Source organism: Nesterenkonia lacusekhoensis (genome assembly GCF_017876395.1).
GTDB lineage: Bacteria > Actinomycetota > Actinomycetes > Actinomycetales > Micrococcaceae > Nesterenkonia > Nesterenkonia lacusekhoensis.
The window spans coordinates 2,633,388-2,646,932 of record NZ_JAGINX010000001.1; the positions used below are offsets into that span (position 1 = coordinate 2,633,388).

A 13,545-nucleotide genomic window follows, 5' to 3' on the forward strand; every position below is an offset into this window, starting at 1 on the left:
CCTCAGTGCCACCGTCCTCAGTGCCACCGTCCTCAGTGCCACCGTCCTCAGTGCCACCGTCCTCAGTGCCACCGTCCTCAGTGCCACCGTCCTCAGTGCCACCGTCCTCAGTGCCACCGTCCTCAGTGCCACCGTCCTCAGTGCCACCGTCCTCAGTGCCACCGTCCTCAGTGCCACCGTCCTCACCTCAGTGCCACCGTCCTCAGTGCCACCGTCCTCAGTGCCACCGTCCTCAGTGCCACCGTCCTCAGTGCCACCGTCCTCAGTGCCACCGTCCTCAGTGCCACCGTCCTCAGTGCCACCGTCCTCAGTGCCACCGTCCTCAGTGCCACCGTCCTCAGTGCCACCGTCCTCAGTGCCACCGTCCTCAGTGCCACCGTCCTCAGTGCCACCGTCCTCAGTGCCACCGTCCTCAGTGCCACCGTCCTCAGTGCCACCGTCCTCAGTGCCACCGTCCTCAGTGCCACCGTCCTCAGTGCCACCGTCCTCAGTGCCACCGTCCTCAGTGCCACCGTCCTCAGTGCCACCGTCCTCAGTGCCACCGTCCTCAGTGCCACCGTCCTCAGTGCCACCGTCCTCAGTGCCACCGTCCTCAGTGCCACCGTCCTCTTCGGACTCAACCGGGAGCTCATGGTCGTCATCGTCCGTCACCGGATCGCCCTCGCTCGGCGGCGTCCCCTCCACTGTCACGTGGTTCTCGATGATCCCTGCGTCCGCATCTGCGTCAGTGGCGGTGTATGTTGCCCACGCGCTGACTGACTGTCCCGGCGCAAGGACATGGGGCTCATCCGGCCACTCTCCGTACTCGATCTCAGAGATTCCCTCCAAGGCATCGGTCAGCTGAACGTCCCGCAGTGTGAGTGCCCCGGTGTTGGTCACGGTGAACTCGTAACGGACATCATCTCCCGCGTGCCCGGGCCCTCCCTCGACGAACAGACCGTTCTTCTCGACCGAGACGCCCGCACACTGCTTGTCGATCTGACCGATGAGGGCGTTGCGCAGTCGTGCGAAGTCAACTTCAAGGTAGTCGTCGCCAAACTGCGGTCCACTGACGTGGGGCATGTGCTCGTGAAACAGGCCGTACTCGGACTGCGTCAGGTTGTCGACGACTCCGACGCCTATGACGCGAGTCCCGGCCTCCTTGACCTGATTGGCGCTGGTCACGGCAGCATCGATCGTGGCCTGATCAGTGGCGTTTCCCAGACCCCTTGGCGGCAGTCCCCACTGGGTCGGGTTTCCGTCTGTCACGAAGAGCACAGCATCATAGCTCTCACCAGCGCCGCTCAGCGCCTGAAACGCGCGATCCCAGTTCGTGCCACCCTGCATGGTTCCTGGCCGCTGGATGCCATCCACGTGCTGGCCGATGGTCTCCAGTCCTGCGCCCGAAGTATCGGTGAGACGCAAGGGCTGATTCGACGCCTGAGAAGTAGCAGGCGCATACGACGCCCAGTTGTGGAACGCCAGCCGAACCGGATACTCCTCCAAGGACTCCGCGAAGTCCACGAGGCCAGAACGCAGCATGTCGAGCTGCTGGTTGTCGATGGAGTTCGACACATCGATGCTGACCGCCACGTCCAGCTCACACTGGTCCGTCAAGGCCGGGTTCGGAGCGGGCGGCACCGTGGACTCGACAGCGGAAGCCGACGTCGCCACAGTCAGTGTCGCGCCGACTGCCAAGCACAGAGCCCCTCCGAGCGCGACGGCTCTGCGTACGGCTCGGGGGGTTCTTCGTCGGGCCCTGTCCCGCTCCGCAGGTGCGGGCGTTGACTGCGAGTGCTCCTTCGGTGTCACATCATCTCCTCGGTATAGGTGTGAAGGGTCGGACATACTATTATGGACCTCCGGTTCCAGGGACTGTGGCAGGCATTGACCCTCGATCGTGGACACGGTGTCGGTTGGGCTATGCCGCTTCAGCAAGGATAGGTTAAGGGCGGGACTGCCGCACATTTAGGTGACAGTTGGGGGTGTCAGGCCGCGAGGCTCACGGCCGGGTTCATGATGGTCTCGTATTCGATGGGGGTCAATCGGCCCAGACGGGTCTGTCGGCGGCGTCGGTGATACGTCCTTTCGATCCAGGTGATGATTGCGATTCGGAGCTCTTCTCGGGTCTGCCAACGCTTACGGTCCAGGACGTTCTTCTGTAGCAGCGCGAAGAAGGACTCCATGGCGGCGTTATCGCCGGCAGCACCGACCTGGCCCATGGATCCGATGAGGTGGTGACGGTTCAGGGCGTGCACGAACTTCCGTGACCGGAACTGGCCGTATTCAAGTGGTCGTCGCAACACCTACCTGATGGAGGTGTTCGATGGGCATTGGCCCAAGGCAGAAGAGGGCAAGGGAATATCGCGGTCAGATCGTCTCTCCTGGGCGCCCAACGGTGGCTTGGCGCGAGGACCGTGTGCGGTTCTGGCAGGCCATCGCTGCAGGAGCTAAGACCCGAGAGGCCGGTGAAGCCGCCGGTGTCTCCGAGCCTGTAGCTCACCGTTGGTTCCGACATGCTGGTGGCGTGAATCCACACTTGGCCTCGACTGTTTCCGGACGGTATATCTCCTCCTCTGAACGGGAGGACATCGCTTTATGGCGAGCCCAAGACAGCGGGGTCCGTGAGATCGCCCGTCGGCTGGGGCGTAGCCCATCGACGATCTCACGGGAGCTACGGCGTAACGCCTCGACCAGGACCTATCAGCTGGAGTACAAGGCCTCGATTGCTCAGTGGCATGCTGAGCGGCGCGCCCGCCGTCCGAAGACCGCGAAGATGGTCACCAACGACCGGCTGCGCCAGTACGTCCAAGACAAGCTCAGCGGTGAGATCATCACCGCCGAAGGTGAAGTTGTCGGCCCCGAGGGCCCGGCCTGGGATGGAAAGAACAAGCCCCACCGTGGGGACCGTGAATGGGTCACCGCCTGGAGTCCGCAGCAGATTGCCAAGCGGCTGCCACTGGAGTTCCCCGATGACCCGACCATGAGGATCTCTCATGAGGCGATCTATCAGGCCCTCTACGTCGAATCCCGCGGCGGGCTTGCCCGGAAGCAGTCCTGGCACCTGCGCCGAGGTCGCACCAAGCGAATGCCCCGGGCCCGCACACGGCAGGAAGCCTGGGCTCATGTCACTGCCGAGACCGTGCTGCAGAAACGCCCCAAGGAGGTCGAGGACCGCAAGATCGCCGGCCACTGGGAAGGTGACCTGATCATCGGACTGAAGCGTTCGGCCGTGGCCACGTTGATCGAGCGCACCACCCGCTACGCGATACTGGTCCACCTGCCCCGCCAGGCCGGGTACGGGCAAATTCGACCAACGAAGAACGGCCCGGCACTGGCGGGGTATGGGGCGTTGACCATGAAAGACGCTCTGGCGAAGTCGATCACCCATCTGCCTGAGCAGCTGCGCCGTTCTTTGACCTGGGACCGCGGCAAAGAGCTCTCGGCACATGCGCTGCTGACGAAAGAGACTGGGCTGCCGGTGTACTTCGCTGACGCGAAGAGTCCCTGGCAGCGTGGCTCCAACGAGCACCTCAATGGTCTGCTTCGGCAATACTTCCCGAAAGGCACTGACCTCTCCAGGTGGAACGCCACCGAAATCGCAGCTATCGCCACCGCCATGAACAACCGGCCACGCGGGATCTTGGGGTGGCGCACTCCCGCCGAGGCGTTCGCCGATCAACTACGCTCAGTCCAACAACACACTGTTGCGACGACCAGTTGAATACGGCCTGGCTGCCTCTGTCGGCGTGCAGAATGCATCCGGCGACGTCGCCTCGGCGGGTGACGGCGTTGCGGACGGCGTCGACGGCGAGCTTCGCGGTCATCCGGTCCGAGATTGAGTAGCCGACGATCCGGTTGGAATGGACGTCTTTGATCGCGCAGCAGTAGAGCTTGCCCTCACTCGTCCGATGCTCCGTGATGTCCGTGAGCCAGAGCCGGTTCGGGGCATCGGCGCGGAACACCCGCTGCACGTGATCGTCGAACACGGGCGGGCCTGCCTTCTTCCCCTTCCCGCGCCGGCGGCGCTGCGCGGACGAGAGAATCCCCGCCTGCGAGCACAACTTCCATGCCGTCCGCCTGCTCATCCGCCACCCAGCCCGCCGGGCCTCGTCGGCCAGGTATCGCTATCCGAATGTCGGGTCGTCGTGGTGCGCGTCATGTAGTGCGTTGAGGCGGTGCGCGCGGAGAATGTCCGCGTCCCGGATCGGAGCGTTGCGCCACCGGTAATAGGGCTGTCTTGCGAGCTTGAGGACCCGGCACGACACCGTGACGGGGATCCCCGCTTCGGCGAGCTCAGATACGAGCGGGTATGTCATTTTGGGGAGCCACCGAGTTTCAGGTTCGCCTGCGACAGATACGCCGCAGCCCTCCTGAGCACCTCGTTCTCCTGCTCGAGCAGCCGAATCCGCTTCTTCAACTCGCGGGCTTCGGCCGCATCCGCCGCAGTCTGACCGGGACGGTTGCATTCTTCGACGTCGGCTTGGCGGAGCCAGTTCTGCAGCGTCGCTTCGCTGATACCGAAGTCGACGGCGATCTGTTTGATGGTGACGCCGCTCTCGCGGCTACGAGCGACCGCGATAACGTCCTCGCGGAACTCTCTGGGATAAGGACCAGGCATGATGACATCCTCCCCGCCAGCGCTCCTCAGCGCTAACGATCAGTTGTCACCAGTTCGTTCCCCACGCGCGAGCGTATCGGCACTGCTGCCAGAATAGGGCCTTGGAGCGGCGATCCTTCTGCTCTGGACAGGCGTGGGCGAAACACTGCGCTCATGAGCCTACTCGTGGCTTCTGTTCCTATGGGCAATCCTCAGAATCTGCTCTCGCCACCTACCACATGCACAGACCTCAAGAGTCATCCGATCCTGCGACTCAGTCCCGCTCGCGGGAGACCAGATCGTCCGCGTACCCGATGAGACTCGTCACGAGCATCAGGGCCTGGACGCAGTTGCGCTTGCTGAACTGCCTCTTCGAGACTCCGTGCACGCTGGCGTGTCGGGAGTAGTGGTGCGGGATCTCGTCGCCCTTCTCCTTCCAGAACTGCTCGTGCGCGTTCCACACCGGCAGCCAAACGAACGCCTGGTGCACGCCCATCGAGTCGATGATGTCGGGGATGCCCGCGCTCTGCCGGACGGTGATCTGCGTCCGCGCGTGCCGGTCGGGATAGAAGCGGGAAATCAACGAGTCGAGCGTCACGGTGAACAGCGCCTGCGCTGACTTCGTGTGTCCGGCCCGCATCGCACCGATGCCGTCGCGCATGAAAGCCACCTCTTCGCTGACAGCCGGATGCTGAGCCCCGTCAAGGACCGATTCGCAGTCCTCGACGATCGAGGAGTATCGATCCGAGAGCACCTTGCGTCGCGCCTGACGGTCCCCGGCGCGGAGCAGGCGAACCGCCGTCGCGCCGCGAGGCACGAGGTACAGGGGTATGCCCTCCTGCTGGAGGAACTCGTAGACCTGATGTGCGGACACCTCGTCGACGTAGTCGCGCAGATTGGACGGCAGGAAGTTGCGCTGGAAGGTGCGCAGGACTTCTGGATCGAGGAGCGGTCTTAGAGATCGCCGGAGGTCGTCGGACCACTGCCGGGTCATCGCTTGGATGGTAGCGGAGAGCTCGGACGAGATCAGCGTCGTCATACTCACCTTCGCTCACCCAACTCCTCCAGCAGCGTCCTGATCTGGTGAACCAGTCGTTGCGCGCTCTCTGGAGTGAGGTGCAGGCCATCGACTGCGACCCAGGCTTCGTCCTCGTCGAAGGCCCTGAAACCGGAGACGTGCAGCTCGCCTGTTTCAGCAACACCTCCTCCACGGACGATCGCCGGTACTGTCCGCACGAAGGTCTCGTGCCTGAGATCCTGCTCGTGGATTTCGTCATGGTCTGCTCGGCACCAAGCAGGACAGGGGTGGGGCATCTCTTCAATTCCCATCAACTCACCTTACGCCCCTCCTGACGGTCAAGGCAGCACCATCTCGCCGATCAGCCGGCACTGGAAGATGTGCTCCTCCAGCTCAGCCTCGATGTCGGCGGACTGCTCGAACTCGCTCCCGCCTCCCATCGACAGCACTTCCTCATCGAAGGTCATCCGGGTGAAGGACCGGACATCCCCGCGCCGCGGGTTGGAGGCATCCTCCCAGTTGGCCCGGTAGATGCTGTTCTCGACGTGCTCCAGTGCGCCGGTGCCCTCGACGACCGCCTCTCCGGTGCAGTTGTACTTCACCACATCCACCTGCACCGGGTTGCCGTGCTCGTCGTCGACGATGGTCCACAGGCTCAGCCGCGGGGTGACCTGCAGCCAGGACTGGGCGTAAGTGTCGCCCTCCTCGGGGATGAAGGCCTCCACTGCCTCCTCGAGGAGCCCGGCTTCAAGCTCCTCCAGCACACTCTCGGCGACCTCCTCGTCGGTCATGTCCTCCGGGTCGATCTCCTCCGAGCTCGAAGACTCCTCTTCCTGCTCGTCAGATGAGGGGTCCTCAGGCTCAGGGGAACTGCCCTCAGTCTCTTCAGGCGCTGGAGCAGCGGTTTCCTCGACCTCAGACTCCTCGCCGCCGTCGTAGGCGCAAGCGGTCAGGCCCAGACCTGCCACCAGCACTGCTGCTGTAATGCGCTTCGGACCCATAGCTCAGGCCTCCTTCTTCGAGGTGACGTTCTTCAGGTTCCGGGTGATGTTGCCCCACAGCCGCGGGGCCACGATCAGCGATGCCAGGAACGCTGCGGCCGCCCCGGCGATCCAGACGTTGGAGAAGATCCCCAGAGCCGTGGAGATGCCCCAGCGCACGATGAGGAAGCCCAGGGTGAAGGCCAGCGCCAGAGCAGCCAGCCTCCAGATCGGGGAGCGGGCCTGCCACTCGTAGAACTCGCGGATCGCGGTCTTGATGAACCCGGAGGTCTCCTTGAAGTTGCCGGTGGCCTGGTCCGGGATTCGGATCAGCCCGACCTTGAACATCATCGAGATCAGCTGGAAGGCGAACATCGTCAGTCCGGTCGCTGCCAGCTCCCGGTAGCCCGACTCGGAGATCGCCCAGCCGAGCATCCCCAGGGCACCGCAGGCCAGCAGGGTGCCGATCACCGTCCAGAGGTGGTTGTCCGGGCCCGAGTCCACCCGGGTGTTCACATGAACATCGATGTGCTCACGCGCCTCGGTCTTGTGTTCCTCAGCCATCACTGGCCTCCTTCTTGTCGTTCCCGGCCGGAAGCACCGGCACCAGGGAGTGCTCACTGTCATGGGGAGCCGCCTCTGCAGGCTCCGGGGTCTCGTCGTCGACCACCTCGACGAAGTCCTCGTCGTCGGGGTCCTCAAGCTCTCCGGTGGTCTTCTCCACCGCCGGCAGAGCAGGCACCGTGCTCGGTGCTGCCGCAGACTCGGGCATCGTCGGCAGGGCTGCGGCCTCCTGCTTCTTCACGCCGGGCCATCCGGTACATCGGACGATCCACGCCACCAGCGCCAGCCCGAGAGCGAGCTGAACCCACCCGTACTGCCAGACCAGAACCCCGTAGTCGATGAACACCAGCGGGAAGCGCGGCTCGAGATAGAGCCAGCGGTCGAACAGTCCCAGCAGACTCAGGGCGAAGTAGCCGACCACTCCGACTGCAGTGGAGGCGACCAACCACGGCCACCACAGGATGCGCCTGCCCTTCGGCGGCAGCACCAGCCAGCTGACCGCATACAGCCCCTTGGCCAGCAGCATCGCCGGGCCGGCCAGCAGCACCATCGCCGGGGCGATGATCAGCACCAGGGTCATGATGCGCGCGAACTGCTCTTTCGGATCGTCACCGTGAGCGATGAATCGCGCTGGGAACCAGGGAATCCGGGCCTCGTGGAAGCTGCTGTCCGCAGCCCCGGCCTCCTTCTGCGCCAGCTTCGCAGCCTTGCGCTTGAGTCTCTGCGCCTGCCGCCGGTCACTCTGCGTCCAGGTGATCTCGTGCTGAATCAGCCAGTTGGCCCGCTCATCCTCCTGCCGGTACACCGTCATCCCGAGATCTCTTCGCCGTCGGCGGCCTCCTCAGGGGCCTCTTCCTCGACCTGCCCGCAGTCGCAGTCCTCCTCGGCCATGGAGGTGCCCCACGATCCGCCGATCAGCAGGCCCAGGACGAAGGGGATCGCCATGACCGTCAGGACTCCTACGAGCTTCCACATACCACCGTTCATCGCCTTGCCTCTCTAATCGGCGGTTACTTTATGTCTAGTATTCTACTATACTAGAGACTAGCGATCTACTAGTGAAGGAGTGCGATGTGAAACCCGACAACCTCGACGCGAGGCAGATCATCTCGATGGAACCCGAGGCTCGGCAGCGCCTCCGAACCACAGCTGTCACCTACGACATCGGCCACGGCCCGTTCGCCCGAGTGCTGATCGCCGCCGCTCTGGATCTTCTGGATCAGGACCAGGCATTCAGCGCCTGCATCCAGGACAAGGTCACCGCCGAGAAGCAGCGCTACAAGAGGAGCTGATCAGCATGGCCAGGAAACGCAAGCCCCACGTCATCGACAAGGACAAGCAGACCCCCTATGCCGGGTGCCTCGAGGGAATCCCGCAGGAGACCGCCCCGCACGTGCTCGTCTCCGGGCCTACCGGTCGAGGCAAAGCTCTGGTCGACCACACGATGATCCCGGTGGCCGACCTCCGTCGCTACGTGCCCATCGGGCAGCTGGACGTCGGTGACAAGGTCCTTGAGGGCGTCACCGGCAAACCCACTGAAGTCGTCGGCGTCTACCCCCAGGGACTCAAGCCGGTCTTCCGGCTGCGGTTCGAAGACGGCTCCACTGTCGACTGCTGTGAAGAGCATCTCTGGAACGTCCGCGATGGCGCCCAGCGCAGGGCGGGCGAACCGTTCGAGACGATGTCGCTGCGGGAGATCATCGCAGCGACTCGCACCGGGGAGCGCAGTGGATTCTCTGTGCCTGCCGGCTCCACCCGTGAGGGCGAGGACCTGCTGATCGCAGGCATCCATGACTTCGGCCGGGAGGAGGAGATGACCTGCATCGAAGTTGCCGCAGAGTCCCAGCTCTTCCAAGCCGGCATGGGGCACATCGTCACTCACAACACCACCCGTGTCCTCGCCCCTGCCGCTCTGCTGTGGCAAGGTCCCCGCGTGGTCGTCAGCTCGAAGACTGACTACCTGAAGTGGCTGATCACCAAGGGTGTCCACCAGCGCGGCCCGGTCTACATCATGGACCTTGCAGGCGAGCTCGACCCGTCATTCGACTGGCTCCAGGGCGTGGACTACAGCATGGTCACCTCTGACCCTTGCCACCTCATCGCCAACGATGATGACGCGCTGGCGATGGCCTCCCTGCTGATGAAGGTCGGTTCCCTGGGCGCCTCCGGCAACGCAGAAGGCGGCGGAGGCTCGGACGCCTTCTGGCAGACCCAGGCTGCTCAGCCGATGGCCGCTCTCCTGCAGGCCGGCAAGGCGAAGGGCGATGGCATCAGCTGGGCGCTGCGGGCAGTGGACAAGTTCGAGAAGGACTCCGACGACGACACCTCGCCGTCCTGGGCCAATGCGTTCGAGTACGTGGCCAATACCTCGTTCCACGCGCAGAAGCTGCTGGCCGTCACGCAGATGGACGGCAAGCTGCGCGACTCCGTGAAGGCGACCATGCTGGCTGGACTCACTCCATGGGCGCTGACCAACGTTCGAGGGTTCGGGCACAACACCATTCCCTTCACCCCGAAGATGATGGAAGGTCCAGATGAACCGACTCTTGCGATCATCGCCCCCTCCGACGGTGTCGCCGCAGGTGCTGCCGTCGGCGCCATCGAGACCATCGTGAGGCACTGGCGCCGAGGCATCGAGTACGGATTGGACCGTGTCCTGTGCTGTGTCGATGAGCTGGTGAACACCGCTCCGCTCCCCGCCCTTCCGCAGTGGGTGACCGAGGCCCGTGGACTTGGGGTGGCCTTCCTCTGTGCGGTCCAGAGCACCAACCAGATGAAGCTGCGTTGGGGTGAGGACGGTGCCGAGGTTCTCCGTGAGGTCTTCCCGGCTCACCTCATCCTTGAGGGGGCTCCTGAGAAGGATCTTCTGGAGGCCGCGGCATGGTGGGACGGCGAGAAGGATGTGGCCCGGCACTCCCACGATGCGCAGGCGAAGTCATCCATCTCCTACGAACGTGTTCCGGTCACCAACCCGACGGATCTGCTTCCGAAGTCTGTGGAAGAAGGTCGCCTCCTCCGTTACGGCAAGAAGGGGTACATGGTGGACCTTCCGGGCATCTGGAGGTTCGGTACTGCTGGGTAGGCCGCCGGAGGCGGCGCCTCGGGTGTGTTCTGCGAAGAGTTGTTCTCTGGAAGGAGGCTCACGTGGAAGACACCCGGGACGCTGTCTCCGAGGCCATGGACCGAATACAGGTCGACCTCGCTGCTCTGCAGGCCGGACTGGCGAGGCTCCATGCCACAGCCCCGCTGGTCGGGCCGGTGCCGCAGCACCTGCGCGCTGCTCGGCGCAGCTGGCATATGACAGCCCAGCGGGCTCGGGAAGCTCTGATGCTCAGCCGCCAGTCGCTGGCGATGCTGAGTCTCTGCCGGTCTTCGCCGGACGCACCCGCCCCAGGCTCTCCTTCGGCAGAGTCTTCAACAGCTCGGAGGGGTGAATATCCAGCCCCCGAGCCAGGATCACCAGCGTCTCCAGGGTCGGATTCCGCTTCCCGCGCTCCAGTCCGCTGATGTAGGTCCGATCCAGGCCCACGTACCGAGCGAACTCCTCCTGCGAGTAGGTCACGCGGGACCGCCGGAGGTACCTGAGGTGCTTGCCGAAGGTCTCGCGGTGGGACTCCGGGACAGTGTGACGGGGCGGGTTCTCCACGTCTCTGAGGCTATTTTGAGTGTGGATCATCAGTCAACGGATTATGCGTCAACTGCTAGTATGACGAAGTGAAAACCGGCTGGGCGCCAGCCCTGTCTCTAACCCGGTTGAAACCCCTCATTCGGCCCGCAAGTATGGCGGCCATGAGCGATCACCAGATCCCCATCTCCCAGAGCACAGCCGAGCTGCTGGACTCTCATCTGAACCACTTCGAGCGGATTCTCTCAGCCCTGGACGCCGGGCACAGCTATCGCAGTCACGATCCCCACCAGATGCTCCACGAGGCCCCGGTCGAGATCACTGTGGAGCACCAGATGACCGTGGTGCTGACCGAGGGTGAGCCCCGGATCTCCGCGACCGCAGTGTTCGACGACAGTGGGCGGATCGAGAACCCCACGCTCACCGCCGCATGGAGCGGCGGGCAGGTGGAGAGTGTGATCTCTCCGGGAGTCTCGCTGCACCGAGCCCTGCAGGCCTACGCCGAGGCCGAGGTGCTCTAGATGCCGGCTTCGGCCAGCAGCTCGGAGACCTTCACCTGCAGCACAGAGGCCAGGCCAGCAAGTGTTGAGAGGCGCGGGTTCGAGGGGCCTTGGGCGCCCTTGCGGCCGGAGCCCCGGCCAGCCTCGATGAGCTGGAGCTGATTCTTTGTCACTCCAGCAGTGAAAGCCAGGGCCTCCTGAGAGAGTTCCCTATCGCTCCGCAGGCGCCGCACTGCGTCCCCGAGGCGCTTCGCCTCATCTTCAGTCCAAGACACCTAACAATCGTGTAAACCAGGCCTGCTCCACAACACCCTATATAGAAGGCCTGATATAGATGGACATCACGCGTGTGTCCTGATTTATCAAGCTGAACGGAGTTGGGCAGGCCTCAGACAGGAGCGGAAGGCATGGAGCACGACGAGACACCTGAGGAGCCTCCACCTCCTCGACCTCAGCGACGGGGCTTCACCTCAGCCCGCATGAACAACCTGATCTCGCAGGCCAAGTCGCAGGCCTCCGAGAAGCTCTCTGCTGAGAACATCCAGCAGGCCCGCGAGCGCCTCAGCCCTCACGCCGAGAAGCTGGGAGAGGGTGCCAGAACAGCGTTCACCTCCGGCACTGAGAAGCTCCATTCCACTCGTGAATCGCTGACCCCGGCTGCGGCCAAGGCTCGGGAGAACCTCACTGAGACCGCTGGACAGGTCCGCGAGAAGATCAGGTGGCTCGCCGAAGCAGAGGTCGGCGAAGACGGGCGCCTCATCCGCCCGAAGCTGGTGCGCATCTCGCAGAGGATGCTGCTGGCAGCCGCCATCCTCGGAGTCCTCGGAACACTGCTGCTCTCCCGGCGCTTCCTCAGCGGGATCGAGGGCGACGCAGCCGCCTCGGAGGAGCAGGCTGCTCTCGCCCTGCCGGCTGTATGGGTTCTCGTGGTCCTGGCAGTGCTGATGCTCTACATCGGCAGCATTGTCGCTCTGCGGCTGAGGCTCCCGCTGTGTCGGGTCAGCTCCACGGTCCTGGCCGTCTGCGGCCTCCTCGGGGCCATCACCTTAACCCTGGGCATCCGAGCCATCCCCGGCATCGGCTGGGCGGCTGGCTTCGCAGTCGGCTTCGGCGGCTGGGTGTTGCTGGCCTCGGGTGTCCTTGGGTTCGCGGCCGCGGCGATGCTCTGGGCCCTGCCTCCCTGCCGCCAGTGGCACGCCGAGCCCCGCCGGAGAAGACAGCACCGAGGCGCGATCAGCGCAACACCTCCTGCCCCTGCCCCCTGAGCCCGACAGCCACATCCCAGAGAGGACCCACACGGCACATGACCCAACTGACCAACGCAGACATCGCCCGCCTAAGGACACGTGACCTCCAGGCTGAGATCGAGTCAACTGGAGGTTTCTCAACCGACTTCGGGCTTATGCCGCCTCAGCTGATCGAGTTCGTCCGGCCTACCTTCCCCCAGGCCGAGAAGATGCTCGCCTCAGCGCCCTGCGAGATGGCCATCTGGAGCTCACCCGGCGACGGCACGTACTACTCCGGCGACGGGGTGCCCGTAGTGGCCACCGGGTTTGCCAACCGGACCGGAACCGCCTTAGCCCTCGGTGCGACAGCTGGGAACCTCGCCGGCCACGCATGGAACAAACGCAAAGCCGAGAAGATGGCTCAGAAGCGCTGGATGCCCTTCGTTCCCCAGGGAGTCCTCACCGTCAGTAACTACGGCTTCTACATCGACCACGAGGACGGCCAGTACGGGAGAGCCTGGCAGGACCTGCAGAAGGTCGAGTGGATTGAGCCTTCCAAGATTGAGATCCGGACATCGCACGGCCAAGACCAGGCGCGTCTTCAGCTGGTCTCAGACTGGGCAGAGCTCATCTACATCCTCTGGATCAAAGTGGTGGCTAAAGGCCAACACCCCAGGAAGTTTGACTGGATTCCGCCTCACCTGCAGACCATCCCGCCGGGCAGCTACCCGGAGTACGGGACGGGTGCCCGCTCCGTCCACGGCCCGGCTGCACGCGGCCCTGAGGCGCCTCCTGGTCACACCAACGCGAACCTCTCACTGACCTTCGGGCTGATCACCGTCTTCTCGGTCTTCTTCCTCATCCCGCCGCTGCTGTTCGGCCCACTGGCCATCTGGCAGGGCATAGAGGCGAAGAAGAAGGGCAACAGATCCCGCAGGCGAATCCTCGGAATGGCCTTGGGCGCGATCATGCTCGCCATCATCTTCTTCGTCCTCGTCATCGCGCTGATGGGAGCGCTCGTCTGACATTCCCTACAGAACTCACCAGAGAGAG

At 64.1% G+C, this 13,545-nt stretch carries 17 protein-coding genes and 2 pseudogenes; 6 read left to right on the forward strand and 13 right to left on the reverse strand.

The window, feature by feature from the left end; translation table 11 throughout:
• Positions 1–182: 182 nt before the first annotated feature.
• The 3 genes and pseudogenes from JOF45_RS13800 to JOF45_RS12530 all read right to left on the reverse strand — a co-directional run.
• Positions 183–641, reverse strand: a complete 459-nt coding sequence (locus tag JOF45_RS13800) for a histone H1-like repetitive region-containing protein (protein ID WP_425352355.1) — start codon at positions 639–641, stop codon at positions 183–185.
• Positions 642–654: 13 nt separating this feature from the next.
• Positions 655–1,947, reverse strand: a pseudogene (locus JOF45_RS13805) (vWA domain-containing protein); the annotation flags it as partial.
• A gap of 20 nt (positions 1,948–1,967) precedes the next feature.
• Positions 1,968–2,258: pseudogene (locus JOF45_RS12530) on the reverse strand (integrase core domain-containing protein); the annotation flags it as partial.
• A 47-nt stretch (positions 2,259–2,305) separates the two neighbouring features.
• Here JOF45_RS12530 and JOF45_RS12535 point away from each other — a divergent pair.
• The gene (locus JOF45_RS12535; protein ID WP_210047787.1) at positions 2,306–3,703 is read left to right on the forward strand and encodes an IS30 family transposase; all 1,398 of its coding nucleotides are present in this window, start codon (positions 2,306–2,308) and stop codon (positions 3,701–3,703) included.
• Here JOF45_RS12535 and JOF45_RS13810 read toward each other — a convergent pair.
• From JOF45_RS13810 to JOF45_RS12575, 8 genes are all read right to left on the reverse strand, one after another.
• Positions 3,585–4,067, reverse strand: coding sequence for a DDE-type integrase/transposase/recombinase (locus JOF45_RS13810; RefSeq protein ID WP_210050888.1), 483 nt, complete (start codon positions 4,065–4,067; stop codon positions 3,585–3,587). The genes JOF45_RS12535 and JOF45_RS13810 overlap by 119 nt on opposite strands.
• Before the next feature lie 227 nt (positions 4,068–4,294).
• Positions 4,295–4,600 (reverse strand): transposase, encoded by a 306-nt coding sequence (locus tag JOF45_RS12545; RefSeq protein ID WP_210050899.1) that lies wholly within the window; start codon positions 4,598–4,600, stop codon positions 4,295–4,297.
• 253 nt (positions 4,601–4,853) lie between these two features.
• Positions 4,854–5,618: a hypothetical protein gene (locus tag JOF45_RS12550; protein WP_210050902.1), complete on the reverse strand. Its 765-nt coding sequence runs from the start codon at positions 5,616–5,618 to the stop codon at positions 4,854–4,856.
• 2 nt (positions 5,619–5,620) lie between these two features.
• Entirely contained in the window at positions 5,621–5,908 is a 288-nt protein-coding gene (locus JOF45_RS12555) for a DUF6907 domain-containing protein (RefSeq protein ID WP_210050904.1), read from the reverse strand.
• Positions 5,909–5,935: 27 nt separating this feature from the next.
• Positions 5,936–6,598, reverse strand: a complete 663-nt coding sequence (locus JOF45_RS12560; RefSeq protein WP_210050907.1) for a hypothetical protein — start codon at positions 6,596–6,598, stop codon at positions 5,936–5,938.
• 3 nt (positions 6,599–6,601) lie between these two features.
• Positions 6,602–7,141: a hypothetical protein gene (locus JOF45_RS12565; RefSeq protein WP_210050909.1), complete on the reverse strand. Its 540-nt coding sequence runs from the start codon at positions 7,139–7,141 to the stop codon at positions 6,602–6,604.
• Positions 7,134–7,952 (reverse strand): hypothetical protein, encoded by an 819-nt coding sequence (locus tag JOF45_RS12570; protein ID WP_210050911.1) that lies wholly within the window; start codon positions 7,950–7,952, stop codon positions 7,134–7,136. The genes JOF45_RS12565 and JOF45_RS12570 overlap by 8 nt, the downstream gene beginning before the upstream one ends.
• Positions 7,949–8,128, reverse strand: a complete 180-nt coding sequence (locus JOF45_RS12575) for a hypothetical protein (protein ID WP_210050914.1) — start codon at positions 8,126–8,128, stop codon at positions 7,949–7,951. The genes JOF45_RS12570 and JOF45_RS12575 overlap by 4 nt, the downstream gene beginning before the upstream one ends.
• An 86-nt stretch (positions 8,129–8,214) precedes the next feature.
• Between JOF45_RS12575 and JOF45_RS12580 the strand changes: the two genes are divergently transcribed.
• Positions 8,215–8,433 (forward strand): hypothetical protein, encoded by a 219-nt coding sequence (locus tag JOF45_RS12580; protein ID WP_210050925.1) that lies wholly within the window; start codon positions 8,215–8,217, stop codon positions 8,431–8,433.
• 5 nt (positions 8,434–8,438) lie between these two features.
• Positions 8,439–10,223 (forward strand): TraM recognition domain-containing protein, encoded by a 1,785-nt coding sequence (locus JOF45_RS12585; RefSeq protein WP_210050941.1) that lies wholly within the window; start codon positions 8,439–8,441, stop codon positions 10,221–10,223.
• Positions 10,224–10,472: 249 nt separating this feature from the next.
• On the opposite strand, the gene JOF45_RS12590 is transcribed toward JOF45_RS12585, so the two are convergent.
• Positions 10,473–10,787, reverse strand: a complete 315-nt coding sequence (locus tag JOF45_RS12590) for a helix-turn-helix domain-containing protein (RefSeq protein WP_210050944.1) — start codon at positions 10,785–10,787, stop codon at positions 10,473–10,475.
• 143 nt (positions 10,788–10,930) lie between these two features.
• Between JOF45_RS12590 and JOF45_RS12595 the strand changes: the two genes are divergently transcribed.
• Positions 10,931–11,287 (forward strand): hypothetical protein, encoded by a 357-nt coding sequence (locus tag JOF45_RS12595; protein ID WP_210050945.1) that lies wholly within the window; start codon positions 10,931–10,933, stop codon positions 11,285–11,287.
• On the opposite strand, the gene JOF45_RS12600 is transcribed toward JOF45_RS12595, so the two are convergent.
• A complete protein-coding gene (locus tag JOF45_RS12600) occupies positions 11,284–11,541 on the reverse strand; it encodes a helix-turn-helix domain-containing protein (protein WP_210050947.1) in 258 nt (85 codons plus the stop codon). The two genes, JOF45_RS12595 and JOF45_RS12600, sit on opposite strands and share 4 nt — an antisense overlap.
• A gap of 132 nt (positions 11,542–11,673) precedes the next feature.
• Here JOF45_RS12600 and JOF45_RS12605 point away from each other — a divergent pair, with 132 nt between their 5' ends.
• Together JOF45_RS12605 and JOF45_RS12610 are read left to right on the forward strand one after the other, a co-directional pair.
• Positions 11,674–12,531 (forward strand): hypothetical protein, encoded by an 858-nt coding sequence (locus JOF45_RS12605; protein WP_210050949.1) that lies wholly within the window; start codon positions 11,674–11,676, stop codon positions 12,529–12,531.
• Between the two features lie 38 nt (positions 12,532–12,569).
• Positions 12,570–13,517, forward strand: coding sequence for a hypothetical protein (locus JOF45_RS12610; protein ID WP_210050951.1), 948 nt, complete (start codon positions 12,570–12,572; stop codon positions 13,515–13,517).
• Positions 13,518–13,545: the final 28 nt, after the last annotated feature.

Bases quoted from the DNA above. Each gene is read 5' to 3' on its own strand.
- JOF45_RS13800 (WP_425352355.1), bottom strand. From the start codon at position 641: ATGACGACCATGAGCTCCCGGTTGAGTCCGAAGAGGACGGTGGCACTG.
- JOF45_RS12555 (WP_210050904.1), bottom strand. From the start codon at position 5,908: ATGGGAATTGAAGAGATGCCCCACCCCTGTCCTGCTTGGTGCCGAGCA.
- JOF45_RS12605 (WP_210050949.1), top strand. From the start codon at position 11,674: ATGGAGCACGACGAGACACCTGAGGAGCCTCCACCTCCTCGACCTCAG.
- JOF45_RS12535 (WP_210047787.1), top strand. From the start codon at position 2,306: ATGGGCATTGGCCCAAGGCAGAAGAGGGCAAGGGAATATCGCGGTCAG.
- JOF45_RS12550 (WP_210050902.1), bottom strand. From the start codon at position 5,618: ATGACGACGCTGATCTCGTCCGAGCTCTCCGCTACCATCCAAGCGATG.
- JOF45_RS12610 (WP_210050951.1), top strand. From the start codon at position 12,570: ATGACCCAACTGACCAACGCAGACATCGCCCGCCTAAGGACACGTGAC.
- JOF45_RS12595 (WP_210050945.1), top strand. From the start codon at position 10,931: ATGAGCGATCACCAGATCCCCATCTCCCAGAGCACAGCCGAGCTGCTG.
- JOF45_RS12560 (WP_210050907.1), bottom strand. From the start codon at position 6,598: ATGGGTCCGAAGCGCATTACAGCAGCAGTGCTGGTGGCAGGTCTGGGC.
- JOF45_RS12585 (WP_210050941.1), top strand. From the start codon at position 8,439: ATGGCCAGGAAACGCAAGCCCCACGTCATCGACAAGGACAAGCAGACC.
- JOF45_RS12565 (WP_210050909.1), bottom strand. From the start codon at position 7,141: ATGGCTGAGGAACACAAGACCGAGGCGCGTGAGCACATCGATGTTCAT.
- JOF45_RS12545 (WP_210050899.1), bottom strand. From the start codon at position 4,600: ATGCCTGGTCCTTATCCCAGAGAGTTCCGCGAGGACGTTATCGCGGTC.
- JOF45_RS12575 (WP_210050914.1), bottom strand. From the start codon at position 8,128: ATGAACGGTGGTATGTGGAAGCTCGTAGGAGTCCTGACGGTCATGGCG.
- JOF45_RS13810 (WP_210050888.1), bottom strand. From the start codon at position 4,067: ATGAGCAGGCGGACGGCATGGAAGTTGTGCTCGCAGGCGGGGATTCTC.
- JOF45_RS12570 (WP_210050911.1), bottom strand. From the start codon at position 7,952: ATGACGGTGTACCGGCAGGAGGATGAGCGGGCCAACTGGCTGATTCAG.